At 33.7% G+C, this 25314-nt stretch carries 20 protein-coding genes; 10 read left to right on the top strand and 10 right to left on the bottom strand.

Going from position 1 to position 25314, the window contains the following annotated elements; genetic code table 11:
* Window positions 1-33 precede the first annotated feature (33 nt).
* The 3 genes from C8C85_RS12765 to C8C85_RS12755 all read right to left on the bottom strand — a co-directional run bounded on the left by C8C85_RS12765 (window position 34) and on the right by C8C85_RS12755 (window position 3503).
* Window positions 34-1668: an ABC-F family ATP-binding cassette domain-containing protein gene (locus C8C85_RS12765; protein WP_116797399.1), complete on the bottom strand. Its 1635-nt coding sequence runs from the start codon at window positions 1666-1668 to the stop codon at window positions 34-36.
* A gap of 236 nt (window positions 1669-1904) precedes the next feature.
* Complete coding sequence (locus C8C85_RS12760) at window positions 1905-3080, bottom strand: GlmU family protein (protein ID WP_116797398.1); 1176 nt, start codon at window positions 3078-3080, stop codon at window positions 1905-1907.
* Between the two features lie 171 nt (window positions 3081-3251).
* Complete coding sequence (locus C8C85_RS12755) at window positions 3252-3503, bottom strand: type B 50S ribosomal protein L31 (RefSeq protein ID WP_116797397.1); 252 nt, start codon at window positions 3501-3503, stop codon at window positions 3252-3254.
* A gap of 236 nt (window positions 3504-3739) precedes the next feature.
* On the opposite strand from C8C85_RS12755, the gene C8C85_RS12750 reads away from it, so the two are divergent.
* From C8C85_RS12750 to C8C85_RS12730, 5 genes are all read left to right on the top strand, one after another.
* Complete coding sequence (locus C8C85_RS12750; protein WP_116797396.1) at window positions 3740-4282, top strand: DUF4199 domain-containing protein; 543 nt, start codon at window positions 3740-3742, stop codon at window positions 4280-4282.
* 3 nt (window positions 4283-4285) lie between these two features.
* Window positions 4286-5242, top strand: coding sequence for a glycosyltransferase family 2 protein (locus tag C8C85_RS12745; RefSeq protein ID WP_116797395.1), 957 nt, complete (start codon window positions 4286-4288; stop codon window positions 5240-5242).
* A gap of 240 nt (window positions 5243-5482) precedes the next feature.
* Window positions 5483-7210: a phospho-sugar mutase gene (locus tag C8C85_RS12740; protein ID WP_116797394.1), complete on the top strand. Its 1728-nt coding sequence runs from the start codon at window positions 5483-5485 to the stop codon at window positions 7208-7210.
* The gene (locus C8C85_RS12735; protein ID WP_116797393.1) at window positions 7210-9039 is read left to right on the top strand and encodes an ABC transporter ATP-binding protein; all 1830 of its coding nucleotides are present in this window, start codon (window positions 7210-7212) and stop codon (window positions 9037-9039) included. Before C8C85_RS12740 ends, C8C85_RS12735 begins: the two co-directional genes overlap by 1 nt.
* Before the next feature lie 50 nt (window positions 9040-9089).
* On the top strand, window positions 9090-9791 hold the full coding sequence (locus C8C85_RS12730; protein WP_116797392.1) for a DUF2971 domain-containing protein: 702 nt from the start codon (window positions 9090-9092) through the stop codon (window positions 9789-9791).
* 4 nt (window positions 9792-9795) lie between these two features.
* Here the strand turns inward: C8C85_RS12730 and C8C85_RS12725 are convergent, their stop codons facing one another.
* The 3 genes from C8C85_RS12725 to C8C85_RS12715 form a co-directional block, all read right to left on the bottom strand.
* Window positions 9796-10518 carry a hypothetical protein gene (locus C8C85_RS12725; protein ID WP_116797391.1) on the bottom strand — a complete coding sequence of 241 codons (723 nt, stop codon included), beginning with the start codon at window positions 10516-10518 and terminating at the stop codon, window positions 9796-9798.
* Window positions 10519-10619: 101 nt separating this feature from the next.
* Window positions 10620-13043, bottom strand: coding sequence for a carboxypeptidase-like regulatory domain-containing protein (locus C8C85_RS12720; RefSeq protein ID WP_116797390.1), 2424 nt, complete (start codon window positions 13041-13043; stop codon window positions 10620-10622).
* A 54-nt stretch (window positions 13044-13097) separates the two neighbouring features.
* Window positions 13098-14795 (bottom strand): M23 family metallopeptidase, encoded by a 1698-nt coding sequence (locus tag C8C85_RS12715; RefSeq protein WP_116797389.1) that lies wholly within the window; start codon window positions 14793-14795, stop codon window positions 13098-13100.
* A gap of 266 nt (window positions 14796-15061) precedes the next feature.
* On the opposite strand from C8C85_RS12715, the gene C8C85_RS12710 reads away from it, so the two are divergent.
* From C8C85_RS12710 to rny, 3 genes are all read left to right on the top strand, one after another.
* Window positions 15062-15352: a hypothetical protein gene (locus C8C85_RS12710; protein WP_116797388.1), complete on the top strand. Its 291-nt coding sequence runs from the start codon at window positions 15062-15064 to the stop codon at window positions 15350-15352.
* A gap of 8 nt (window positions 15353-15360) precedes the next feature.
* The gene (locus C8C85_RS12705) at window positions 15361-15654 is read left to right on the top strand and encodes a cell division protein ZapA (RefSeq protein ID WP_116797387.1); all 294 of its coding nucleotides are present in this window, start codon (window positions 15361-15363) and stop codon (window positions 15652-15654) included.
* Window positions 15655-15861: 207 nt separating this feature from the next.
* Window positions 15862-17424, top strand: coding sequence for a ribonuclease Y (gene rny, locus C8C85_RS12700; RefSeq protein WP_116797386.1), 1563 nt, complete (start codon window positions 15862-15864; stop codon window positions 17422-17424).
* 277 nt (window positions 17425-17701) lie between these two features.
* On the opposite strand, the gene C8C85_RS12695 is transcribed toward rny, so the two are convergent.
* The 3 genes from C8C85_RS12695 to C8C85_RS12685 form a co-directional block, all read right to left on the bottom strand.
* Window positions 17702-19204 (bottom strand): PAS domain-containing protein, encoded by a 1503-nt coding sequence (locus tag C8C85_RS12695; protein ID WP_116797385.1) that lies wholly within the window; start codon window positions 19202-19204, stop codon window positions 17702-17704.
* An 85-nt stretch (window positions 19205-19289) separates the two neighbouring features.
* Window positions 19290-20186 carry a site-specific tyrosine recombinase gene (locus C8C85_RS12690; protein ID WP_116797384.1) on the bottom strand — a complete coding sequence of 299 codons (897 nt, stop codon included), beginning with the start codon at window positions 20184-20186 and terminating at the stop codon, window positions 19290-19292.
* A 77-nt stretch (window positions 20187-20263) separates the two neighbouring features.
* Window positions 20264-20866, bottom strand: coding sequence for an outer membrane beta-barrel protein (locus tag C8C85_RS12685; protein WP_116797383.1), 603 nt, complete (start codon window positions 20864-20866; stop codon window positions 20264-20266).
* A gap of 446 nt (window positions 20867-21312) precedes the next feature.
* On the opposite strand from C8C85_RS12685, the gene aroQ reads away from it, so the two are divergent.
* Window positions 21313-21726, top strand: a complete 414-nt coding sequence (gene aroQ / locus C8C85_RS12680) for a type II 3-dehydroquinate dehydratase (protein WP_116797382.1) — start codon at window positions 21313-21315, stop codon at window positions 21724-21726.
* Window positions 21727-21814: 88 nt separating this feature from the next.
* Window positions 21815-24280, top strand: coding sequence for a DUF5686 and carboxypeptidase regulatory-like domain-containing protein (locus C8C85_RS12675; RefSeq protein WP_116798482.1), 2466 nt, complete (start codon window positions 21815-21817; stop codon window positions 24278-24280).
* A 72-nt stretch (window positions 24281-24352) separates the two neighbouring features.
* Here C8C85_RS12675 and C8C85_RS12670 read toward each other — a convergent pair whose 3' ends face one another.
* Window positions 24353-25228: a cation diffusion facilitator family transporter gene (locus C8C85_RS12670; RefSeq protein WP_116797381.1), complete on the bottom strand. Its 876-nt coding sequence runs from the start codon at window positions 25226-25228 to the stop codon at window positions 24353-24355.
* Window positions 25229-25314: the final 86 nt, after the last annotated feature.

Below are 25314 nucleotides of genomic sequence, written 5' to 3'. Positions count from 1 at the left end.
AAACTCTTGCCTTTTGTTATCTTATGAAAAAAATTATTTTTCGATCTCTTTCATGCTGTCCATTTTCTTGTGAGCCAAGAAACCGGTTATATCTTCAAAATGTTCTACAACACGTTTATTACCAAATTCGAAAACTTTTGTAGCCAATCCGTCAAGGAAATCACGATCGTGAGAAACTAAAATTAAAGTACCGTCAAAATCACGCAAAGCATCCTTGATAATATCTTTAGTTTTCATGTCCAAGTGATTTGAAGGCTCATCCAGAATTAATAAATTCACAGGCTCAAGCAACAATTTGATCATTGCCAAACGAGTTTTCTCTCCTCCAGAAAGTACTTTTACTTTCTTAGTAATATCATCTCCATGAAACATAAAAGCCCCAAGAATATTCTTGATTTGTGTTCTTACATCACCAACAGCAATATCATCTATAGTTTCAAAAATAGTCGCATTTTCATCCAATAAGGCCGCTTGATTTTGAGCAAAATATCCAATTTGAGAATTATGGCCAATTTCAACAGAACCGCTATCTGGACCAAACTCCTTCATTATCGCTTTAATCATTGTTGATTTACCTTCTCCATTTTTCCCTACAAAAGCTACTTTTTGCCCTCTCTCTATAACAATATTAGCATCTTTGAAAACGACATGATCTCCATACGATTTAGACATGTCTTTTACAATAACAGGATATTGTCCAGAACGGGCAGCAGGAGGAAATTTCAATCGCAAAGCCGAGGTATCCACTTCATCAACTTGCACAATAACTAACTTTTCCAACATTTTTACTCTTGACTGAACTGCATCTGTTTTAGAAAATGTCCCTTTGAAGCGATCGATAAAAGCTCTGTTATCAGCAATCATTTTTTGTTGCTCGTCATACGCTTTTTGCTGATGCAAACGACGGTCTTTTCTTAACTCCAAATAATGAGTATATTTTGCTTTGTAATCATAAATACGCCCCATCGTCACTTCGATAGTACGATTGGTAATGTTATCCACAAAAGCCCTATCGTGCGAAATAACCACAACCGCCTTAGCCGAATTAATCAAGAAATCTTCTAACCATTGAATACTTTCGATATCCATGTGATTGGTAGGCTCATCCAGCAAAATCAAATCTGGTTTTTGTAAAAGGATTTTAGCCAATTCGATTCTCATTCTCCATCCTCCAGAAAACTCCGAAGTTTGACGTGTAAAATCTTCACGAACAAAACCTAGACCTATTAAAATTTTCTCTACTTCGGCTTCATAATTCACCTCTTCAATCGCGTAGAATTTCTCACTTAAGTCCGAAACTCTTTCGATCAATTTCATATACGCATCACTCTCGTAATCGGTACGAATAGTCAATTGCTCATTGATCTCATCGATTTCGGCTTTCATACTGAAAATTTCACCAAAAGCTTTTGAAGCCTCTTCCATTACCGTAGCTCCATCAGTAGTCAATAAATGCTGTGGCAAATAAGCAACAACAGCTTCTTTTGGTACAGAAACATTCCCAGTAGAAGGTTTGCCTTGTCCTGCAATAATCTTTAATAGCGTAGATTTACCAGCACCATTTTTACCCATAAGGGCAATTTTATCATTTTCATTTATTGCAAAAGAAACATCACTAAAAAGGGTTGTACCACCAAATTGAACCGAAATATCGTTAATTGTAATCATTATTTTTGTTTAAAGTTTAATGTTCAAAAGTTTAAAGTTGTGAATATTAAACTGAACATTTTTTTGAAGGCGCAAAGATAGGTTAATTAAAGAATGTGTCAATTAGATAATTAGATAATTTTCGCTACATCCAAAAATCTATTTTTTTAAAAAAAAGCTTCGTAAAAGCACAAAACCTTTACGAAGCAATTCATTTTAATTATCTCTTTGCCAAATTGAAAAATTATCTCATTCCTTTAATCTTTTCTCCATTTTTTTGATTCCTCAAAAATATGTTCCAAAATAGCAGCTTCAGTTTCATCAAACTCAACGTTTCTGCGGCTCATCACCAACCTTGCCGTTTCAAAAGCTTTTTTGGTAATATAAGTAGTGAATCCTGCTGCTCCTCCCCAAGAAAAACTCGGCACGAAATTGCGTGGAAAACCACTTCCAAAAATATTGGCACTTACTCCTACCACAGTTCCTGTATTGAACATGGTGTTGATACCACATTTACTATGATCTCCCATCATCAGTCCACAAAACTGAAGACCTGTTTTGGCAAACCCTTCGGTTTCATAACTCCACAATTTAACTTCTTCGTAATTATTTTTGAGATTGGAATTATTACTGTCTGCTCCAATATTACACCATTCACCTAAGACTGAATCCCCAAGAAATCCGTCGTGTCCCTTATTGGAATAAGCAAAAAGCACAGAATTTTTAACCTCACCACCAATTCTTGAATATGGTCCAACTGTTGTTGCGCCATAAACTTTGGCTCCCATTTTTACTTGTGCATTTTCGCATAAAGCAAAAGGCCCGCGAATGATTGACCCTTCCATTATTTCAGAATCTTTACCTATATATATAGGACCAGTCGAAGCATTCAGGGTAACAAACTCTAATTTAGCTCCTTCTTCAATAAAAACATTTTCTGGTGCAATTACATTTACACTTTTTGGTATTGGTTGTGATTTCCTATCGGCTGTCAAAAACTCAAAATCTTCACGGATGGCAGTATCATTTTTGGAAAAAATATCCCAAGTATTTTCGATAATAATACAATTCTCATTGTATTCCAAAATCTCATAAGTATCAAAATCCACAGACTCCTGTTCGTCATTTGTATAAAAAGCGATAACATCATCTCCTTTGAAAATAGCCTGATTAGGTTCAAGATTACTAACCATTTCCGCCAAAACAGTATTTGGTAAGAAAGAAGCATTAATCATTACATTTTCCTCCAACTCTACCATTGGAAATTTCTCTGACAAATATTCCTCAGTTACGGTTGTAGTTGTAGACCCCAAATATGCCTCCCATTTTTGACGAATCGTCATAATACCAACAAGAATATCGGCAACAGGACGGGTAAAAGTAAAGGGCAACAAAGCATTTCGAGCGGGACCGTCAAAAAGTATGTAGTTCATAAATTAAATTGTAAATTGTTAAAATGTGATTTGGTTATCACCGCAAAGTTACAACTATTTTTAAATGTTTGCAGAAGTAAGGAATGCCATACGAAAAGAATATGAAACAAATTTCCATAAAAAAGCCTCGCAAATTGCGAGGCTTTTAATGTATTTGAAAAACAGTTAAAATTATTTAACGTGTTTAGCGTATTTAGTTTTGAATTTATCAATACGTCCTGCAGTATCGATAAGTTTAGATTTACCTGTGTAAAAAGGGTGAGAAGTTCTAGAAATCTCCATTTTTACAACTGGATATTCAACACCTTCGTGAATAATAGTTTCTCTAGTATCAGCAGTAGATTTAGTGATAAAAACATCCTCGTTTGACATGTCTTTAAAAGCAACTAATCTGTAATTTTCTGGGTGTACACCTTTTTTCATCTTGAATCTTTTTTATTTGTTAATTATAACTTGTCTTGAAGCTTTTCTTCTAACAGAAAAGGTATAAACACGCTATAACTTTTTGTTTTACAATATTATTTTGAGTTTGCAAATTTACACTTATTTTTCAATATACAAACCTTTGTGTTACTTTTTTTATATGGGCGTAAAAATCATTTTTTACACTCCATTATATTGGGAATTGCTATATTTGTAGATTAATTAAAACAGTCTCTATGGAAAATAATGTATCACCAGCAAAATCTGGTGTTTTGTATGGTGTTTTATTCGGTGTCATAATGGTTTTGGAATTCGTAATTATGTACCTAGTTGGAATGAAATCATTAATTAATACGAGTGTCGGAACAATTGTAAACATTTCTAATTACATGTTATTGCCAATCTTATTTATATATATAGGTTGTACAAATTACAAGAAAAACATCAACAACGGCTTTATAACACTTAGTGAAAGTCTCAAAACAGGAATTTCCATAACTTTTATCGCTGCACTTATATACGCTGTTTTTAACATTATTTTCAATTTTATTTTCCCTGAATTTATAGATGAAATGATAGCAATTACCAAAGAAGGGATGTTGGCGAAAAACCCAAATATGACAGGTGAACAAATTGAAATGGGACTTTCAATGGTAAAAAAATTCATGAATCCTTTTATTGTTTTACCTGTAACATTGGCTATGTATTCTTTCTTTGGATTGATTTACTCGCTAATTGTAGGCGTAGTATTAAAAAAAGAAAAACCACAAAGCTTCTAATTAATGAATTTATCAATACTCATACCGCTTCTTAACGAAGAGGAATCCCTACAAGAATTGTACACTTGGATTATTTCAATAATGAAATCTAACAATTATAGTTATGAAATCATTTTCTTGGATGACGGAAGTACAGATGAATCTTGGAATATTATATCAGGATTTGCAACTGAGAATCCAAATGTAAAAGGGATTCGATTTATGAAAAACTTTGGAAAATCCCAAGCATTGCACGCAGGTTTTGCCAAAGCAAAAGGCGATGTGATTATCACAATGGATGCCGATTTACAGGACAGTCCGGACGAAATTCCTGGTTTATACGAAATGATTACCAAAGAAAAATACGATTTGGTTTCGGGTTGGAAAAAGAAACGCTATGACTCTGTTGTGGCCAAAAATCTTCCTTCTAAACTATTTAATTGGGCTGCCAGAAAAACATCCGGCGTTGAATTGAATGATTTTAACTGTGGACTGAAAGCCTACAAAAATGTAGTGGTAAAAAACATTGAAGTTTCTGGTGAAATGCACCGATATATTCCTGTTTTGGCCAAAAATGCCGGTTTTGGAAAAATTGGTGAAAAAATAGTGCAGCACCAAGCTAGAAAATATGGTGAAACCAAATTTGGAATGGAACGTTTCATTAATGGTTTCCTGGATTTGATAACAATTTGGTTTCTTTCCCGATTTGGCAAAAGACCAATGCACTTATTTGGGGCAATTGGTTCCTTTATGTTTATTCTTGGATTTTTATTGGCTGGATATATAGGAGTTTCAAAACTATATCATATGTATATGGGAATGAAATATAACTTAGTTACTAGCAATCCTTGGTTTTTCATTGCATTGACAACAATGGTTTTGGGGACACAATTGTTTTTGGCAGGATTTCTGGGAGAAATTATTTTGAGAACCAAAAACAATGAGGAACGTTACAAGGTTTCGACTGAAGTAAATTTTTAATTTTTTATTGGTTCATAAAAGTAATTTACTGAACTAATAAGTTATAAGAACAAAGTTTCTCGCTTTACTGGAATAGCCCTGATAGAAGCGGCATCCTTTTTTTTGCTCGTTTTTTTCTAACGAGACAAAAAAAGATATAGCGGATAGCAGGAAAAAGCTCCTCCCTTCGACTACGCTCAGGGTGACAGAATTTATTTCTTGCTTTAACAAAATAGATTAACAACTTAAACTAAATATAAAATGCATATACCTCAAAACATTTTAGACGCAGTAAACGAATGGTTGACCCCAACATTCGACAATGAAACACAAGTGGCCATTAAAGAATTAATGACTACCTCACCAAAAGAACTGGAGGAGAGTTTTTATAAAAACTTGGAGTTTGGAACGGGCGGTATGCGTGGTGTAATGGGAGTTGGAAACAACCGCATCAACAAATATACCCTTGGAAAAAACACTCAAGGACTTTCTAATTATTTACACACTGTTTTTCCTGGACAAGCTTTGAAGGTTGTAATTGCTTATGATTGCCGTCATAACAGTCAATCTTTGGCCAAAGTGGTTGCAGATGTTTTCTCTGCAAACGGAATTCAGGTTTATTTGTTTTCGGATTTGAGACCTACGCCGGAATTATCTTTTGCACTTAAATATTTAGGTTGCCAATGTGGTATTGTACTTACTGCATCGCATAATCCACCGGAATATAATGGTTACAAAGTGTATTGGGAAGATGGTGGACAAATTGTTCCTCCACAAGATGCAGCCATTATTGATGTTATTGAAAATTTAAATTACAATGAAATCAAATTTTCGGCAGATGAAAGTTTGATTAAATATATAGACACCGAAATTGACGAAGCTTTTGTGAAATCGTCTGTTGAAAATGCAAGTTTCAACACTCCAAAAGAAGCCAAAGACAACTTGAACATTGTATTTACTTCATTGCACGGAACTTCTATTACGGCTGTACCTGCAACTTTGGAAAAAGCTGGTTATACTAATGTTAACATCGTTCCTGAACAAGCCAAACCAGATGGAAATTTCCCAACGGTTAAATCTCCAAATCCGGAAGAGCCGGAAGCATTGACAATGGCCCTTGCCTTGGCAGACAAACTAAACGCAGATATTGTTGTGGGAACTGACCCGGATTGTGATCGTTTGGGAGTTGCCGTTCGAAATAACGAAGGCAAAATGATTTTGTTGAACGGAAACCAAACCATGATTTTGATGACCGCTTTCCTATTGGAACAATGGAAAAAAGCAGGCAAAATAAACGGAAAACAATTTGTGGGTTCTACCATCGTTTCTACTCCAATGATTATGGAACTGGCAACAGCTTATGGTGTAGAATGCAAAGTGGGATTAACAGGCTTTAAATGGATTGCCAAAATGATTAAAGATTTTCCACAACTTCAATTTATTGGAGGTGGAGAAGAAAGTTTTGGATACATGGTCGGTGATGCTGTTCGTGATAAAGATGCTGTTGCTGCTACTTTATTGATTTGCGAAGTTGCGGCACAGGCCAAAGCTAAAGGTAGTTCTGTTTACAACACCTTACTACAATATTATGTAGATTTTGGTTTCTACAAAGAGCATTTGGTTTCACTTACCAAAAAAGGTATGGAAGGATTGGCAGAAATTAATCAGATGATGGTTTCATTGCGTGAAAATCCATTGAAAGAAATCAATGGTCAAAGAGTGGTAATGGTAGAAGACTACAAATCATCGATTGCCAAAAACTTATTTTCAGGCGAAGAAGAAACTATTGATATGCCAAAATCTGACGTGTTGATTTATTATACGGAAGACGGTTCTAAAATTTGCGCCAGACCAAGTGGAACTGAGCCAAAAATTAAGTTTTACATCAGCGTAAAAACCGAATTAGACAACGTTGCTAATTTTACTAAAGTAGAAGAAGTGTTAAACGAAAAGATTAAAAACATAATTACTGCAATGCAGTTGAGCTAATGAACAACTTTAAAAGAATATTTCCTTTTGTAATTCCGTATAAAAAATATGCTTATATGAACATTTTTTTCAATGTTCTATACGCCCTTTTTAGCACCCTTTCTTTCGTATCCTTGATTCCGATGATGCAAGTATTATTCGATCAAACCAAAAGAAATACGGTAATGCCAGTTTATAAAGGAATATGGGAACTCAAAAAATATGGCGAGGATTATTTAAGTTATTACATTACTCACACCACAGATACATTTGGCGTAGGACGTACCTTAACTATAATGGTCGTTATAATCATATCCATCTTTTTATTAAAAAATTTATGTGATTACCTAGCGATGTTTTTTATCACTTTTTTACGAAATGGAATTTTGAGAGACATGCGAAATGCGATGTACAAAAAAACAATTGAATTGCCATTGGCTTTCTATTCTGAGAAAAGAAAAGGCGATGTTATTTCTAGAATTTCGGGAGATGTCAATGAAGTTCAAACTTCCTTTTTGTCTATTCTGGAACTTATTGTAAAAGAGCCTCTGACTATTGTTTTTACATTAATAACAATGGTTACCATCAGTACCCAATTAACACTTTTTGTATTTATTTTCATTCCCATTTCAGGTTATGTAATTTCCCTTATTGGAAAACAATTAAAAAAGAAATCAACCAGAGCACAAGAAGAACAAGGAATCTTTTTATCGACTATTGAAGAAACAATGGGAGGATTGAAAGTTGTAAAAGGATATAATTCTGAAAATTACTTCAACCGTGTTTTTCAAGAATCAACTCAACGTTTTTTTCTTTTATCAAATAGTATTGGTAATCGTCAAAACCTAGCTTCCCCAGCCAGTGAATTCATGGGAATTATGGTTATTGCCATTTTGCTTTGGTATGGTGGACATATGGTTTTGATTGACAAAACATTAAATGGCGCTTCTTTCATCGCTTATATGGGATTGGCTTACAACATCCTGACTCCTGCAAAATCTATTTCGAAAGCATCCTATGCCATCAAAAGAGGAAATGCAGCCGCAGAGCGTGTTTTGGAAATCTTAGATCAAGAAAATCCTATCACCAGTAAAATTAATGCTGTAGAAAAATCAACTTTCGATTCTGAAATTGAGATTCAAAACATCAACTTTAAATACGAAGATGAAAATGTATTAAAGCATTTTTCACTTACCGTAAAAAAAGGGCAAACTGTTGCGCTTGTCGGGCAATCAGGAAGCGGAAAAAGTACTATTGCCAATTTGCTAACCCGCTTTTACGATGTAAATGAAGGGAGCATAGCTATCGACGGTGTTGCCATAAAAGATTTGAATTTGCAATCACTTCGTGGATTAATGGGATTGGTGACACAAGACAGCATTCTATTTAATGACACCATAAAAGCAAATATATCCTTAGGAAAACTTGATGCAACTGATGAAGAAATCATAGAAGCTCTAAAAATAGCCAATGCTTACGAATTTGTACAAGACCTACCAAAAGGAATTTACACAAACATCGGCGATAGCGGAAACAAACTTTCCGGAGGTCAAAAACAACGTTTATCTATTGCCCGTGCCGTGTTGAAAAACCCTCCAATCATGATTTTGGATGAAGCTACATCCGCTTTAGACACGGAAAGTGAAAAATTTGTACAAGTGGCTCTAGAAAATATGATGCAAAACAGAACATCCATTGTAATTGCGCATCGCCTTTCGACCATACAAAAGGCAGATGTTATTGTGGTTATGAAAAAAGGAAAAATAGTAGAGCAAGGAAAACACGAAGAACTTATCGCTTTAGATGGTACTTATAACAAATTGGTAACGATGCAAAGTTTTGAATCATAATTTAGATTAGCAATTTAGATTTCTACTGACTAACTTATATAATTCTAATTATGTATCTAAACAATCCTAACATAAAACTTCCACAAGATTCAGATACCATTGTATGGAAATATCTGGACTTGTCGAAGTTTTTGGATTTATTGCTTTCGCGAAAATTATTCATGTCTCGATCTGATAAATTTGAAGATCAATACGAAGGCACTTTTAGCGAACCAACGTTTGAGGAAATCAAAAAACTTTCCATAAACAATCCTGATTTCTTAAATTACTACAAAACACATCGGGAGAAAGTGGCTATCAGTAGTTGGCACATCAATGAATACGAATCATTTGCCATGTGGCAAATTTTTACCCAAAATAGTGAAGGATTAGCAATACAATCTACAGTAAAAAGACTTCAGGATGCTTTGGTTCCCGAAAAAAATTACAAACAATATATTGGAGAAGTCAATTATATCGATTATAAAAAAGAATACATTCCGTTTGATGATTTGTTTTTTCCTTTTTTATTCAAACGAAAAAGCTTTCAATATGAACGTGAGGTTCGTATCATTACCGATGTGACTGAGAACACTGTAAAACTAAATGATGGCCTAAAAATAAATGTAGACATTACCCAATTAATCGAAAAAATATACATTCATCCCAAATCTGAGAATTGGTACAAAAATCTAGTAATTCAATTGGTAAAACAGCTAGGATTTGATTTTGAAATAGAAAAATCCGATTTAGAAAGCGATATTTTGATTTAGGTTTTTATATTGGATTATAGCTCTCTACTTTCCAATCTTTATCTGCCAAATTGATGTAATTATAATGCACTACATCTTTACTGTCAAATTTTCCATTCTTATTTGTGTCTTCAACCGTTCTAAAATACAAACGATTTTGAGATTCGATTAAGTTCCAATCAATCAATTCTTGGAAATCTGCTGAAACTTTGGTCAATTTTTCTCCACTAATTTTACTTAAATATAATGTTGTAATATCACTTACATCGAGTTTTCCGTCTTTATTGGTATCCAAATCCATCATCGAATACACCATAATTTGATTTTTAGTTTTATCGGCAACTGTTTTTAAGTAAGTAGCAGTTTGGATCAAAACAGGTTTATCAGTTAATGCTTTTATAGAATCTGATCCTATTTTTTGAAATTTAAGATTCTGCAAAAATCCCGTAATTTCATACTCGGATGCATTTGATATAGTAAAACTCAAATCATTCACACTCGACGAACCATATCTGTTTTTGGTTCCTTTTTCATAAACACTCAAGTCACCTACTGGATGGATCAAATAATCTGTTCCTTGCATTTGAATTGGTAAATCGGCAATTTTTATTTGGGTAGAATCGGTTTTAGTGAGTTCTCTCCCAACTTTCGAAGCATCGTAAGTCACTTTCGGCTTTTCAATTTCTTCTTTACAGCTTGCTAAAAGCAAAAGCGAAATCCCAATATAGACAAAATGTGATGTTCTCATAATAATTTTAATATTAAAAAATAAACTCAAATGTAATCATTTTTAAAAATGGAAAGGAAATATACAACAGATTTATTAATTCTGGTCTTCCAAGAAACAGGCTACAATCTCATATTTAACTTCAAATTAAAAACTCGGGTGGTCATATAGTTTGGAATCGCATATTCTGTTTTGGTATATACATCACGAACCCAGGTATTGGTAATCGCATTTTGATTATTAAAAAGGTTGAAAATTTCAAAGCCTAAAGAAAGCTCTTTAAAGTCCTTGAAAAATTTCTTACTGGACATCCCTACTTTTTGATCAATAAACACTTTAGAAAAACCAACATCAACCCGGCGATAATCATTCAATCGGTTTTGGTACAAATAGGGATCAGCGTAAGCGGGCGAACCACCGGGCAATCCAGTATTATAAACCATATTAAGATACAGTTTCAAACTTGGGATTTTTGGCATATAATCTTGGAACAAAAGCCCAAATTTCAATCGTTGATCCGTTGGTCTAGCGATATATCCTTTGTTATCAATATTCTCTTCTGTTTTTAAATATCCAAAACTAATCCAAGAATCGGTTCCGGGAACAAATTCTCCGTTGAGCCTAAGGTCAAGTCCTTGTGCATAAGCAACTGCATTATTATCCGCAGCATAACGTATCCTTACATTATCAACCGTATAAGGATTTACATCCGTCATTTTTTTATAATAGGCTTCGGTGACCAACTTAAAAGGGCGCTCCCACATTTTGAAACTATAATCATTACCCAAAACAAAATTTATGGATTTCTGGGCTTTCGTATTGGACTGGACAACTCCATCATAATCACGCAGTTCCCTATAAAATGGAGGTTGACTATAAACACCAGCAGTAAACCTGAAAAGTATATCTTTTTTCCAATCTGGCTTTATCGCAAATTGTGCTCTCGGGCTAAAAATAGTCTGAAGATTACTGGCTAAATTATCACCCGATACTTCCCAACTTTGCATTCGTACACCCAAATTATACCAGATTTCGTTTGTCCCTAAATTATCTTTACGCCCCCATTGCCCATAAGCCGAAAATCTATCGATATTCGTAAAATTAGTTGCATATACATATTGATACGGAATCAACAGTCCTGAATAAGGCTGATATGGCTCATCGTTTTTTGGTAATATCTTTGGAGGTCGTATTGAAAATCCTGCTGAGTCAATAACTTCCCATTCTGAAACTCGGTCGCGAATGGACTCTCGGGTATATTTAACTCCCCATTCGATTTGATTTTGTTTCCAATTTTTAAAGCCTTTAACTTCCAAATTGGCAATTAAAGCATCCAAATCATTTCGGGCGTGATTGAGTTGGGAACCAATTCCTCTTGAAAACTGAATATCTCCATAAGTATCCGATCCTATATTTGTATCCACCTCCCCTAGACGATATTGAGCATAAATATCAAAATATTCTTGCTCTATCGTATGAAATACAGACCCGATAAATTTTAATGCAAAACTATCACTTACTTGATAAGTGCTTTTTAAAGCCCCAAAATAAGTATCGTATTTATCTTTCTCCTTGCCTTCGTAATAAACAGCAAGAGCCATTGGTGCATCTGCAGTACCAAAATTGGTTTGGCGAGTCAACGGCTGATACAAATATTTATTCTGAGAAATATTACCTAGAAAACTCCAATTCCATTTTGATGAAGCCTGATAATTGATATTGGTTTGGATATCCGCAAAAGTAGGAGTATAATTCGTTTGGGTTTCCTGGCTATTGACAAGAAGACTATTATTTCTATATCTTATTCCCGTAATTGTTGACCATTTTTTATCTTTAGAAACTGCATCAACAGCAAGGCTTCCACCTAAAAAACTCATTTCAAGAATTGCTCCAAATTGTGTCGGATTCCTATAGGTAATATCCAAAACTGAAGACATTTTATCACCGTACTTTGCCTGAAAACCTCCTGCCGAAAATTCAATATTTTGTACTAAATCAGTATTAACAAAACTCAATCCTTCCTGCTGTCCAGATCGAATCAAAAAGGGACGGTACACTTCGACTTCATTAACATAAACCAAATTTTCGTCATAATTTCCTCCGCGAACCGAATATTGGGTACTGAGTTCATTATTCGAATTGACTCCAGGCAATGTTTTCAAAACATTTTCGATACCTGCATTGGCACCAGGAATAAAACGAATGTCTTTGGCTTCAAAAGTAATAATCCCTTGAACTGTTTTCTTATTATTACTATTGATGATGACCTCACCCATTTGTTCCTGTTGATCGTTCATGTGCATATTAAACACATAAACTTCATTTGGTTTTAAAGAAACTTTTAGACTTGCTTTTTTTAAAGAAATATGGGTGAATTCTATTGTATTTTTTTGATTGGAAGGAATAGCGATTTGATAAAATCCCTTTTCGTTTGTCTGGGTATTATTATTAGGACAAGATACATTCACGCCCTCAACAGGCAGATTCTTTTCATCCAAAACGACACCTTTTACTAAAGACGTTTGAGCAAATGAATTCATTCCCATCCATAAAAAAATAAAACAACACAGGGATTTAAAAATATTCAATTGATTTTACTTTTACTGTTTTTGATTTCTTAGAAAATGAGTTTCAAAGATAGAAGAATTCCCTACATTATCAACTACAACAACTTTTAATTCATTGTCCCCATCAGCAACAATTCCATCACTAAAATCATGAGTCAATAGTCCAGTTTTGTTATCATACTCCATCAAAATCCATTTTCCGTTAAGGTACCCATTATACGATTTGACCCCCGACAAACCATCCGAAATACTTACTTGAAGTAATTTTTGATTGTCCAATTTTTTCCCCTCAATAGATTTTGCAATCTTAATTACGGGAACAATAGTATCTAAAGCCAATTTATACTGTCCTAAAGTTTTCACTCTGGTCTCATAAACATTGTTTTTTTCGCGAGTCGTATTATAACTCACTCTTCCTCCTTCTATTCGACCAATAAATACTTTATCTTTTAGATTCGCTGGATAACTACCGCTTTGCATAGTAATTGTAAAATTTGTGTGTGCAGGAACAGTATCATCATGTACCGTCAAAACATTATTTCTTACATCAAAATTCAAATTAAAGTCATTATAAAATGTGCCGGCCGGAAAGAAAACAGAACATTTATCTTTTTCAAAAAAGCAATCCTTAGATGCTTTTACAACATAATTAGCAACAATAGGTTCTTTTTCGATTATGGTTGCAAGCAAGTCATATTCTACTGGAATCGAAATTGCGGTTTTATTTCCATAAAAATCAGAAACATTCAAACTACAAACCGAAGTCAAATTGGGAAGCACTGTAATAATTCCATTTGTTTCGTCTGTTTTTATAATGCTCAAATTATAAGGCGGATTCATAAACAGTTTTTGGATTCTTTGCCCCGATTTTTTATAAAGCGAATAATCAATCAAAGCATTTACATATCTCATTTCATCAAAAGAATAGGTATTAAATTGATAACCAAAGATAGATTTTCCGTTACAGGACAAATTCACATCAAAAACTCCATTTTTATTGAAAGACACATCATCATAATCATAAGCTATAATACCAAAACCAATTTTCCCGTTGGCAATAACCTTATCAGCCATATAAGTTCCGTCCTTTTGCAAGGATAAATTAATTGGAATAGGCCGTTTTGAATGATTTACTGTTGTTTTTGAATCTAAAGGATAAGCATACAAATTCGAGACTATTGGCTTTTTGGTATCTTTCATCAAAGCATCAAATCCAAAAAACATTGGGTTAATGATTTTCTCTGTTTTAGTATCTCGAAATTCAAAATGTAAATGTGGTCCTTCCGAAGCACCAGTATTTCCGGAAACCGCAATTAATTGTCCTTTTTTGACAGGCATTTCATTGGGTTTAAAATACATTTCAATTTCAAACGACTTTTCTTTATAATGCGTTTTCTTTATGAAACTCTCAATAGAATCAGTCGCTTTTTGCAAATGTCCATACACTGAAGTAAAACCGTTGGGATGATCGATATAAATTGTCTTTCCGTTTCCAAAAGTGGAAATCTTGATTCTGGAAACATATCCATCGGCTACAGCATAGACATTTAAGCCTTCTTTTTGAAGTGTTTTCAAATCAAAACCCGCGTGAAAGTGATTCGGTCTCAATTCACCAAAATTTCCGGATAATTGCAACGGAATATCAAGTGGAGGACAAAAATAATTTTTAGGATAATCTGTTTGAGCAAAAAGTGTCGTAGTGAATACTAGCAAAAAAAAAGAAAATTTCATATGTGGATAATATTTTTTTCATTGGAATATGGAATTCGCATAACTTCATTGGTGTTTGCGACCAATTTACAATCATGCTCATTTCATGGAATACATTTTTGCTAAGATAAAAAAAGCAACTAATACCCACAAGACAAAACAAAACCAAAATACAATAAACTGATTTTTAAATAATTGATTATTTTAACGTAAAAAAATCGATAAAATATTGCAATAATAAAAAGGAATACTAACTTTGTAAGATTAAGTAATGAATAGGAATTATAATGAGTGTGATTGCAGAAATAATTGATACTCTTGAAAATAAGATTGGAAAACTTTTTTTGAAAATAAAAAGTTTAGAAAAAAACAATCAAGAATTATATCTAGAGTTAAAGAACGCTGCAGTGTTAATACAAACTCAATCCAAAGAGATTGAAGCGTTAAAAACACAATTAGAAACACTCAAAATAGCCAATGCATTATTAGGCAGTGACGATAACAAAAGAGATACAAAGCTTAAAATAAATTCAATAATTCGTGAAATTGATTACTGTATAGCCCAGCTATCAGATTAGTAAAAAATATGGACGAAAAGCTTAAAATTAAAATATCAATTGCTGACAGAGTTTACCCGCTAACGGTAGATTTCACTCAGGAAGAAGGACTTAGAAGTGCTTCAAAAAAAATTGATGCGATGATTAAGCAGTTTGAAGAAAATTATGCTGTGCGAGATAAACAAGATGTATTGGCGATGTGTGCCTTACAATTTGCTTCTCAAGCAGAACAAAAACAGATTGATAATGCTATAAATGGAGAAGAAACCATTGAAAGATTAAACAAAATCAATTTGCTTTTAGACGAATATCTCGAAAATTAAACGTTCTTTACAAAGACTAAGATACTGCCTACATTAGTTCATATTGGTAAACTCAACACTAACAATTTAGAATGAGCAAATCATCACTACTAAAGCATGCCACGCTTCGGCGAGGAAACTTGAACAGTGAGTTAGCTCAAAACTTGTCTTTTCGAGTTTATACAACTTCTAATGTAGGCTTTTTTTATATATAAATTTTTAACAAACATGGACATCATAACAATAATTATTTCAGGAATTACAGGTATTGCATTAGGATTTGGCATCGCCAAAATCATCGAAAAAAGCAATATCTCTAATTTAATTAAAAGTGCCAAAAAAGAAGCAGCCTCAATACTAAAAGACGCTAATCTTGAAGCCGAAAACATCAAAAAAGATAAAATCCTTCAAGCAAAAGAAAAATTCATTGAATTAAAATCGGAACATGAACAAGTAATTCTAGCCAGAGACAAAAAAGTTGCTGAAGTAGAAAAAAGAGTTCGTGACAAAGAATCCCAAATTTCAAATGAATTATCAAAAGCTAAAAAAGTAAATGATGATTTTGAAGCAAAAACTGCAGAATACGAGTCTAAAATTGAAAATTTAGAGAAAAAACAACTAGAGGTTGACAGACTACACAAAAGTCAATTGCAACAGCTGGAAGTTATTTCTGGACTATCTGCCGATGAAGCCAAAGAACAACTTATTGAAGGCCTTAAAGGTGAAGCGAAGAGCAAGGCAATGTCTCATATTCAAGACACTATTGAAGAAGCTAAATTAACAGCACAACAGGAAGCCAAAAAAATCATCATCAACACTATTCAACGAGTTGGTACCGAAGAAGCTGTAGAAAACTGTGTATCTGTTTTCAACATTGAATCGGATGATGTAAAAGGAAGAATCATTGGACGTGAAGGTAGAAATATTAGAGCTCTTGAAGCAGCAACTGGAGTTGAGATTATCGTTGACGATACACCGGAGGCAATTATTCTTTCTTGTTTCGACCCTGTGCGTAGAGAAATTGCCCGTTTGGCACTACACAAATTAGTTACTGACGGACGTATCCACCCAGCACGTATTGAAGAAGTAGTTGCCAAAACAACTAAACAAATTGATGATGAAATTATCGAAGTAGGTAAACGTACCGTGATTGATTTAGGAATCCACGGTTTACATCCAGAATTGATAAAAGTAGTTGGTAGAATGAAATACCGTTCTTCTTACGGACAAAACTTATTGCAACACTCCCGTGAAGTTTCTAAACTTTGTGGAATCATGGCAGCCGAATTAGGATTGAATGTTAAACTTGCCAAAAGAGCCGGTTTACTTCACGATATTGGTAAAGTGCCGGATGCGGAAAGCGATTTACCACACGCATTATTGGGTATGCAATGGGCTGAAAAATATGGTGAGAAAGAAGAAGTTTGTAATGCAATTGGAGCCCACCACGACGAAATAGAAATGAAATCGTTACTATCTCCAATTATTCAGGTTTGTGATGCTATTTCGGGTGCAAGACCAGGTGCAAGAAGACAAGTTTTGGATTCTTACATTCAACGTTTAAAAGATCTTGAAGAAGTGGCTTACGGATTTAATGGCGTTAAAAATGCTTATGCTATCCAAGCTGGTAGAGAACTTCGTGTAATTGTAGAAAGCGAAAAAGTATCTGATGAAAATGCGGCTAATTTATCATTTGAAATCTCTCAGAAAATACAAACTGAAATGACCTATCCTGGTCAAGTAAAAGTTACCGTAATCAGAGAAACCAGAGCTGTTAATATCGCAAAATAAAGCCACTATACGTTGCCAAAGCAACAGAGAGTAAAATACCAAAAAAATCCAAATCCCAATTTATCAATAATTGGAATTTGGATTTTTTTATTTTAAAGTCAGATGATGTTTCCAAAAACACACTATTGCTGGCTCTTTAGCCCTGATGGAAGCGGTATCTCCCGATTTAGAAAAACAAGGCTTTTTTGCCGTAGTTTTTGTTAATCGGGAAATATAGCGAACAGCAGGAACTATATTTCCCGATAATACCTATTGTTTCGCTCCTTATTGTTTTTTTTTAGCCTTTCTTGAAATAAATTTTAAAGGTGGATCCAAAATTGAGAGTACTTTCAACCTCAATTTTACCTCCCATGTTTTCAATTTGGTTTTTGGTAAGATATAAACCAACTCCCCTCGCATCGTTGTTTCTGTGGAATGTTTTATACAATCCAAAAATAGAGTCTTTATGCTTTTCGAGATCAATTCCCAAGCCATTGTCTTTTACGTTCAAGACAACAAAATCATCATTTGCCTCAGCTGTAAAAATGATTTTGGGTTCTTTGTTAGGATCGGAATATTTGATTGCATTGGTAACCAAGTTCAACATGATGCTTTCCAGATAGGCCGGCACGCAAAATACTTTTACTCCGCCAGGAACATAATTCATAACCTGAATTCCTTTTAGCTTAATTGACTCATTCAAAACGTCCAAAACTTTATCAATAAAACTATTGACTTTCAACAATTGCATATTGTTTTCCCGCTCGGTGTATATACTAACCAAATCGTTTAAATTTTCGATTGTAGAGAACAATTCATCCGAAACGATCTGAATATTACTAAACGTATCTTCGTTCGAGAGAAGCCCTTCCTGGTGCAAATCCAGCAGTGATTTTATATTACCGCTATGAGTTCTTAAATTGTGGGATACAATATGGGCAAAATTCAGCAACTTATTGTTTTGGGTATTTACAATTTCGAGCATTTTGGCCAGCTCAATTTCTTTTTCTTTTTGGGCAGATATGTCGGTATGTGTACCTACGATTCGCATTGGCTTGTCATCATCGTCTCTTTCTATGACTTTACCCCTGTCCAAAATCCATTTGTATTTACCATTACAGAGAACGCGGTGACAGGTCTCATAAAAAGGAATTTTATTGTCAAAATGCAGATTTATGTTACCATAATATTCATCTCTATCGTCTGGATGTACTCTTTCGTCCCATTCTTCGGGAGCGGCAACCAAATCTGATTCTGTCAATTCCAAAATTTTCATCGACTCTGAGGAATAATAGACTTTATTGGTTATCAAATCCCAGTCCCAGACTCCCCTATCCGATGCTTGTACCGCAAAATGATACCTTTCGTCCGCTACCTTTAATCTGATTTCCTGTTCTTTTACAACCGTTATGTCTGAAATCAGGCCGTAAAAAACCACCTCCTCATTATCATTTTTCTTCGGCGTGGCATCAATACGAATCCATTTATAACCGCTTTCTGGCATTAGCAGTCTGAAATCAATCTCCCACTTTTCATTGCTTGTAATAGCCTTTTCGTAAGAATCCAAAAAGACTTTTAAATCTGGTTCATAAATTTTATAATTCGATAATTTGTATGAGTCTTCCAGAAATTCATTTATGGAAAACTCATTCAAAAACTCAATAGGTTTACTCAAAAAATCAACTGAAATTTGTTTTTGGGAATTCACCCTTATCTGAAAAATAATATTCGGAAGCTGCTTAATTAAACTTTCGTATAATTTATTTAAGTCTTCTGGGTTTTTATTGGCTGTAAAAATCATAACTTATGATACTTCATTGATGTACTAACAAAAATATTGAATCCAAAACAGATATTAACATAAAATACTAGATTTAATACAAAAATTACTTCCTAGGATGATAAGCATTCATTACTTCTGTTAAAAATTTTCTATCCAAATGCACATAAATTTCTGTCGTAGTAATGGATTCGTGACCAAGCATCAATTGAATCGAGCGCAAATCGGCACCATTTTCCAACAGATGGGTGGCAAAAGAATGCCTGAAAGTATGCGGACTTATTTTTTTATTCAGATTGATTTTTACCGCCAAATCCTTGATAATAGTAAAAATCATAGCGCGAGTCAATTGTCGCCCTCTTCGGTTCAAAAACAAAGTATCTTCAAAACCTTTTTGAATATTTAAATGAACGCGCACTTCATTTCTATAAATTCCAATGTATTTTTGGGTCAAATCCCCCACTGGAACAAAACGTTGTTTATTCCCTTTTCCGGTAATTTTGATAAATCCTTCCTCAAAAAACAAATCGGATATCTTTAAGGCTACCAATTCGGAAACCCGAAGTCCGCAACCGTATAAAGTTTCCAGCAATGCCCTATTACGCTCCCCTTCATTGGAACTCAAATCGATTGCCGAAATAATGGCGTCAATTTCCTCGACTGCCAAGGTATCAGGCAGTTTGCGTCCTGTTTTCGGAGATTCGATCAATTCCAAAGGATTGTCATTTCTAAAATCTTCAAATATTAAATATGAGAAAAAGCTTTTCAAACCCGAAATTATTCGGGCCTGTGATCTAGGATTTACTTCTTTGGAAACCGCATAAATGAATTGCTGCACTGTTTCTTCATTAATGGTTATAGGCGAAACTTGAATCGAATTTTGATTCAAAAACAAACACAACCGCTCAATATCGAAAGAATAATTATCAATGGTGTTTTTTGATAAACCTCTTTCAATCTTAAGATAGGACTGATAACTCTTTAGATACGATTCCCAATTCATTTGAACAAAGTAAGAACTTTTTTAGGTAAAAAAAAACCTCTCGAGTTGAGAGGTTTTGATAAATCGAAATAATTAAACTACCATTTGTATAATAGTCCAAATTTAGGTTGAGCAAAGACATTGTTGAATAAATTCACATTAATCACTAAGTCGCTAGTACTTGAACCATTTTCAGGGTTTGCATTATTATAACTTAAAATCTCAGCTAGCGTAAATGTTGCAGCCCATTTGGGAGTGAAAAAATAATTGATTCCCAAATCAATATTGGCTTTGATACCATTATTCATATTAGTTGAACCATTAATATACTCTAATTTTGTATGGTTGTAACCCAATCCCGCTTCTCCAAATGCCTTGAAATTTCCTAAATTCAAAAAATAATATCTTGCAAATACTCCGATTCCATACGAGCTTGATTTGTCAAGATTATTACTGTTAGGCAAATAAGACACTGTTGAGATATTAAAATCAGCACCTACAGCCCATTTTTCATCCAAAAAATAACCAAATTTAGGTGTTAACGCAAAATAATCGTTACTGCTGTCTCCAGTAGTTAAAGTAATTCCGCCTTCAAGCCACATATCTCCTTTTGAAAAAGTAGCCTTAGTCATTCCCGATTCTTGAGCATTTGCAAAACTAAAAGCAAAAACTGCTACCAATAATAAAATAATTTTTTTCATATTTTTTTGTTTTGTTTGTTAATACGTGAATAAATGTACGAAATACCGACTAACATTAATCAACCAAAACTTAATTTAATCTTAAAATAACTTCTTAAACTTCTATTTCTTAAAATAAAACAAAAAATTAAATAACTAAACAAAAACAGTTTAAGAAAAACTAAAAGAACAAATCACATTGTAGAATCCAAAAAGAGACTTTTATTCCTAACAAAACAACGATACTTCGTTTTATTAAAAAAAACAATGGCTTTTTGACAAAAAATACATCTTTAATCTATAGGGATTATTTATTTTTACAAAAACAAAAAAATTAAGAAATGAGCATGACTCTAAATTGGTCACTAGTACCAATTATGATATGCGAAACGTAGTTCGATGGCTCCAATAAAATAATAGCTCCCATCAATTACATATGACCTATAAAAAACAATAAATATCAACATATGAAAATAGCCATCCTTAATGGTCCAAATTTAAATTTACTGGGAAAAAGAGAACCTGAAGTTTATGGAACCCAAACTTTCGAAGATTATTTTGAACTTTTAAAAAATAAGTTTCCCAAAATAGAATTAACTTACTATCAAAGCAACATCGAAGGAGAATTAATTGGTAAAATACAGGAACTAGGCTTTAATTATGATGGTATTATCCTTAATGCTGGCGCTTATACTCATACTTCAATAGGAATTGGAGACGCCATAAAAGCAGTAACCACCCCAGTAATTGAAGTTCATATTTCAAATACTTATGCGCGTGAAAGTTTCAGACATCAATCTTATATTTCTGGAAATGCCAAAGGTGTAATTCTAGGGTTCGGTTTAAAAAGTTATGATTTGGCTATTCAGTCATTTTTATAGTATTTTTTTAACAAATCTTTACAATAAACCAGCTCTATTTACATGTAACAATCTTACAAAAAAGCGTCCAACATTAAAACTACAATTTATGAAAAATGCTTTTTTGTTCTTTTTTTTAGTTAATGGCCTTTTCAGTTTTGCCCAAATTAAAGGCAAAATAACCGACGATAAAGGAAATCCTTTGCCATCCGTTACCATTTATGAAGACAACACCTATAATGGAACAACTTCCAACGAGCAAGGCTTCTATGAATTAAGCACAAAAAAGCTCGGAAAACACACAATTGTATTTCAATTTTTAGGATTCAAAACTCAAAAACTAGATTTGGACATTACCTCTTTTCCTTATAATTTGGATGTAAAATTGGTAGAGGAAAGTTTTACTTTAAATGAAGTTGTAATTAATCCTAAAGACAATCCCGCCAATCAAATTATAAAGAATGCCATTGCCAGTAAAAAAGTAAACATTGAAAAAACAGCTAAATACAAGGCCGATTTTTATTCTCGAGGTATTTTCCGAATCAAAGACGCCCCGAAAAAGATTCTAGGGAAGAAATTAGACATGTTTGATGAAGTACTGGATTCCACCCGCAGTGGTATACTCTATTTATCGGAAACCGTTTCAAAAATCGCTTTCCAGAAGCCAGACAAAATGAAAGAGACCATTATCGCATCCAAAGTAAGCGGCAACGATAGTGGATTCAGTTTTAACAATGCTGCATCAGCCAATTTTGATTTTTATGATAATTATTTGCCATTTGATGTAAATGTAGTTTCTCCAATTGCTGACAATGCTTTTAACTACTATAAATACAAACTGGAAGGTTCCTTTTACAACGAAAACAACCAACAAATCAATAAAATAAAAGTCACTCCAAAAAGAGAATCAGAACCCGTCATGGAAGGCTACATTTATATTGTAGATGACAGTTGGGCAATATATGCAGTTGATGTTAACATTAAAGGAGAACAAATGCAAAATCCCGCGTTGAACTTATTGACTTTAAAACAAAACTTCAGTTACAATTCAGAAAGCAAAATTTGGGTAAAGAATACTCAAACTATCGATTTCATCTTCGGAATATTAAGTATTAATGTTTCGGGAAAATTCACTTATGTCTTTTCAAATTTTGAATTTGAACCAACATTCACAAAAAAAACCTTCACAAAAGAAGTTCTGACTTTTGAAGAAAATGCCAACAAAAAAGGAGACGAATATTGGAATACCATTCGTCCAATCCCTCTAACCATCGAAGAAAGTACCGATTACACCAAGAAAGATATTTTGCAGACCAAAAAGAAATCACAGGTATACCTAGATTCTATCGACAAAAAGAATAATAAATTCCACTTTTTAGATCCAATTACTGGCTATACTTATAAAAATTCCTTTCAAAAATGGTCTGCAAACTATGCTGGAATACTAACAGGTGTTAATTTCAACACGGTTCAGGGCTGGAAAATTGCTACTGGATTGTCCTATACAAAAAACGATCGTGAAAACGGGAAATACACTCGATTTGGAGCTGATTTTGATTATGGTTTCTCCGAAGACAAATTTAGGTCAACGGGAAGCTTTATCCATAAATTCAATAATACGAACAAAAGTGAAATTCAAATTTCAGGCGGAAATCGTGTAGCCCAGTTCAATGAAGAAAAGCCTATAAAAGAATTATTAAACTCCGTTACCACTTTGTTTTTCGAAGAAAATTTCATGAAGATTTATGAAAATAATTTTATCTCATTTTTATATCAACGAGAAGTAACTAATGGGATTTTCATGAAAGCCAAAGTCGATTATCTTGAAAACAAACCGTTATCAAACACCACAGACCAAACCTTTTTTCCAAAAGAAAAAAACTACACATCCAATAATCCTTGGGCACCGAAAGATTATACAATTCCTGCATTCGAAAAATACAATTTGGTAAAAGCCAAAGTGGAAGCTACAATCAATTTTGACCAAGATTATATCACACGTCCAGACGGAAAGTATAATTTTTCAAACGGAAATTATCCTATTTTGACATTGGGTTATGAAAAAGGATTTGCTGGGAGCGAAAAAAAATATGAATTTGATCATTTTAAAGCCAAGATTGAATATGATGCAAAACTTGGAAACAAAGGCATTTTATCCTTGAATGCAAAAGGAGGCAAATTCTTTAATGCCGATCAAATTTCATTCGTAGATTACAAACATTTTAATGGCAATCAAACCTATATCGGGTTCTCTGAAAGTTATTTGAACGTATTCAATTTGATGCCTTATTACACCAACAGCACCAACGACAGCTATTTTGAACTGCATACAGAACACAACGACAAAGGTTATATCATGAATAAAATTCCGTTGTTGAATCTTCTTAAATCAAACTTGGTTTTAGGTTATCACCTACTGGCTATACCCAATATGAATCCGTATGCCGAATATAGTATAGGCTTGGATAATCTCGGTTTTGGAAAATTCAAAATGTTCCGACTGGATTATGTTCGTTCTTATCAAAATGGATTTCAAAAAGACGGTGTAATTGTTGGAATAAAATTCTTGAATTAAATTTAATTCCAAATAGCAATAAAAAAACCAATACTTTTTGAACAGTATTGGTTTTGCTTTTTATAATTATTTCTAATCCGGCTCAATATGAATCAAGACATGACCCAATTCCGGTATTTTCTCCCGTAGTGTGTCTTTTAGTAAATGGGATAAATCGTGCCCTTCTTTTACCGTAATTGAACCTTTCACTCTAGCATGAAGATCAACATGGTATTTCATCCCCGCTTTTCTGATAAAACATTTTTCGGTATCAATAATTCCATCCACTTGATGAGAGACCTCCCTTATTTCTTCAACCAAATCATCGTATAAATGTTCGTCCATAATTTCGCCAAGGGCTGGTCTAAAAATCAGGTAACTATTATACAAAATAAAAACTGAGGCAAACAATGCCGCCCAATCATCGGCTGCTTCATATCCTTTCCCTAAAAACAAAGCGATCGAAATCCCTATAAATGCAGCAATTGAAGTTAAAGCGTCGCTTCTGTGATGCCATGCATCGGCTTTGAGAGAAGAACTGTTGGTTTCTTTACTTCTTTTCATCACCAATCGAAACGAATACTCTTTCCAAAGAATGATGGCGCCAAGTACATAAAGCGTCCAAGATTTTGGTAATTCATGGGGAGTTTGAATATTTATGATACTCTCATAACCAATAATCGTAGCCGATGTAATCAAAAAACCAACTACCAAAAAGGTAATCAATGGCTCGGCTCTACCGTGCCCGTAGGGATGATTGTCATCAGCTGGTCTATTGGAATATTTTATCCCAAATAAAACCAAAAGAGAAGCAAAAATATCTGTTGTAGACTCTATTGCATCAGCCACTAAAGCATAGGAATTTCCGAAAAAGCCAGCCAATCCTTTTATAAGAGCGAGGGAAGTGTTCCCAATTATACTAAAATAGGTCGCTTTTATGGCTTTTTGCTCATTAGTGTTATCCCTCATATTCCATTTTATAATGCTAAAAATCGCTTAAACAAACTAATTTCAAATGAAAATTAAATTTATTTAAGCGATTTTAAATTGTTATT

Source organism: Flavobacterium sp. 103 (assembly GCF_003096795.1).
Taxonomy (GTDB): domain Bacteria; phylum Bacteroidota; class Bacteroidia; order Flavobacteriales; family Flavobacteriaceae; genus Flavobacterium.
Note: the sequence above shows the minus strand (reverse complement) of the source record. Positions and strands in the feature narration are given on the sequence as shown.

Bases quoted from the DNA above. Each gene is read 5' to 3' on its own strand.
- C8C85_RS12685 (WP_116797383.1), bottom strand. From the start codon at position 20,866: ATGAAAAAAATTATTTTATTATTGGTAGCAGTTTTTGCTTTTAGTTTT.
- C8C85_RS12690 (WP_116797384.1), bottom strand. From the start codon at position 20,186: ATGAATTGGGAATCGTATCTAAAGAGTTATCAGTCCTATCTTAAGATT.
- C8C85_RS12755 (WP_116797397.1), bottom strand. From the start codon at position 3,503: ATGAAAAAAGGTGTACACCCAGAAAATTACAGATTAGTTGCTTTTAAA.
- C8C85_RS12670 (WP_116797381.1), bottom strand. From the start codon at position 25,228: ATGAGGGATAACACTAATGAGCAAAAAGCCATAAAAGCGACCTATTTT.
- C8C85_RS12735 (WP_116797393.1), top strand. From the start codon at position 7,210: ATGAACAACTTTAAAAGAATATTTCCTTTTGTAATTCCGTATAAAAAA.
- C8C85_RS12730 (WP_116797392.1), top strand. From the start codon at position 9,090: ATGTATCTAAACAATCCTAACATAAAACTTCCACAAGATTCAGATACC.
- aroQ (WP_116797382.1), top strand. From the start codon at position 21,313: ATGAAAATAGCCATCCTTAATGGTCCAAATTTAAATTTACTGGGAAAA.
- C8C85_RS12750 (WP_116797396.1), top strand. From the start codon at position 3,740: ATGGAAAATAATGTATCACCAGCAAAATCTGGTGTTTTGTATGGTGTT.
- C8C85_RS12725 (WP_116797391.1), bottom strand. From the start codon at position 10,518: ATGAGAACATCACATTTTGTCTATATTGGGATTTCGCTTTTGCTTTTA.
- C8C85_RS12715 (WP_116797389.1), bottom strand. From the start codon at position 14,795: ATGAAATTTTCTTTTTTTTTGCTAGTATTCACTACGACACTTTTTGCT.
- C8C85_RS12705 (WP_116797387.1), top strand. From the start codon at position 15,361: ATGGACGAAAAGCTTAAAATTAAAATATCAATTGCTGACAGAGTTTAC.
- C8C85_RS12745 (WP_116797395.1), top strand. From the start codon at position 4,286: ATGAATTTATCAATACTCATACCGCTTCTTAACGAAGAGGAATCCCTA.
- C8C85_RS12710 (WP_116797388.1), top strand. From the start codon at position 15,062: ATGAGTGTGATTGCAGAAATAATTGATACTCTTGAAAATAAGATTGGA.
- C8C85_RS12765 (WP_116797399.1), bottom strand. From the start codon at position 1,668: ATGATTACAATTAACGATATTTCGGTTCAATTTGGTGGTACAACCCTT.
- C8C85_RS12760 (WP_116797398.1), bottom strand. From the start codon at position 3,080: ATGAACTACATACTTTTTGACGGTCCCGCTCGAAATGCTTTGTTGCCC.
- C8C85_RS12720 (WP_116797390.1), bottom strand. From the start codon at position 13,043: ATGGGAATGAATTCATTTGCTCAAACGTCTTTAGTAAAAGGTGTCGTT.
- C8C85_RS12740 (WP_116797394.1), top strand. From the start codon at position 5,483: ATGCATATACCTCAAAACATTTTAGACGCAGTAAACGAATGGTTGACC.
- rny (WP_116797386.1), top strand. From the start codon at position 15,862: ATGGACATCATAACAATAATTATTTCAGGAATTACAGGTATTGCATTA.
- C8C85_RS12675 (WP_116798482.1), top strand. From the start codon at position 21,815: ATGAAAAATGCTTTTTTGTTCTTTTTTTTAGTTAATGGCCTTTTCAGT.
- C8C85_RS12695 (WP_116797385.1), bottom strand. From the start codon at position 19,204: ATGATTTTTACAGCCAATAAAAACCCAGAAGACTTAAATAAATTATAC.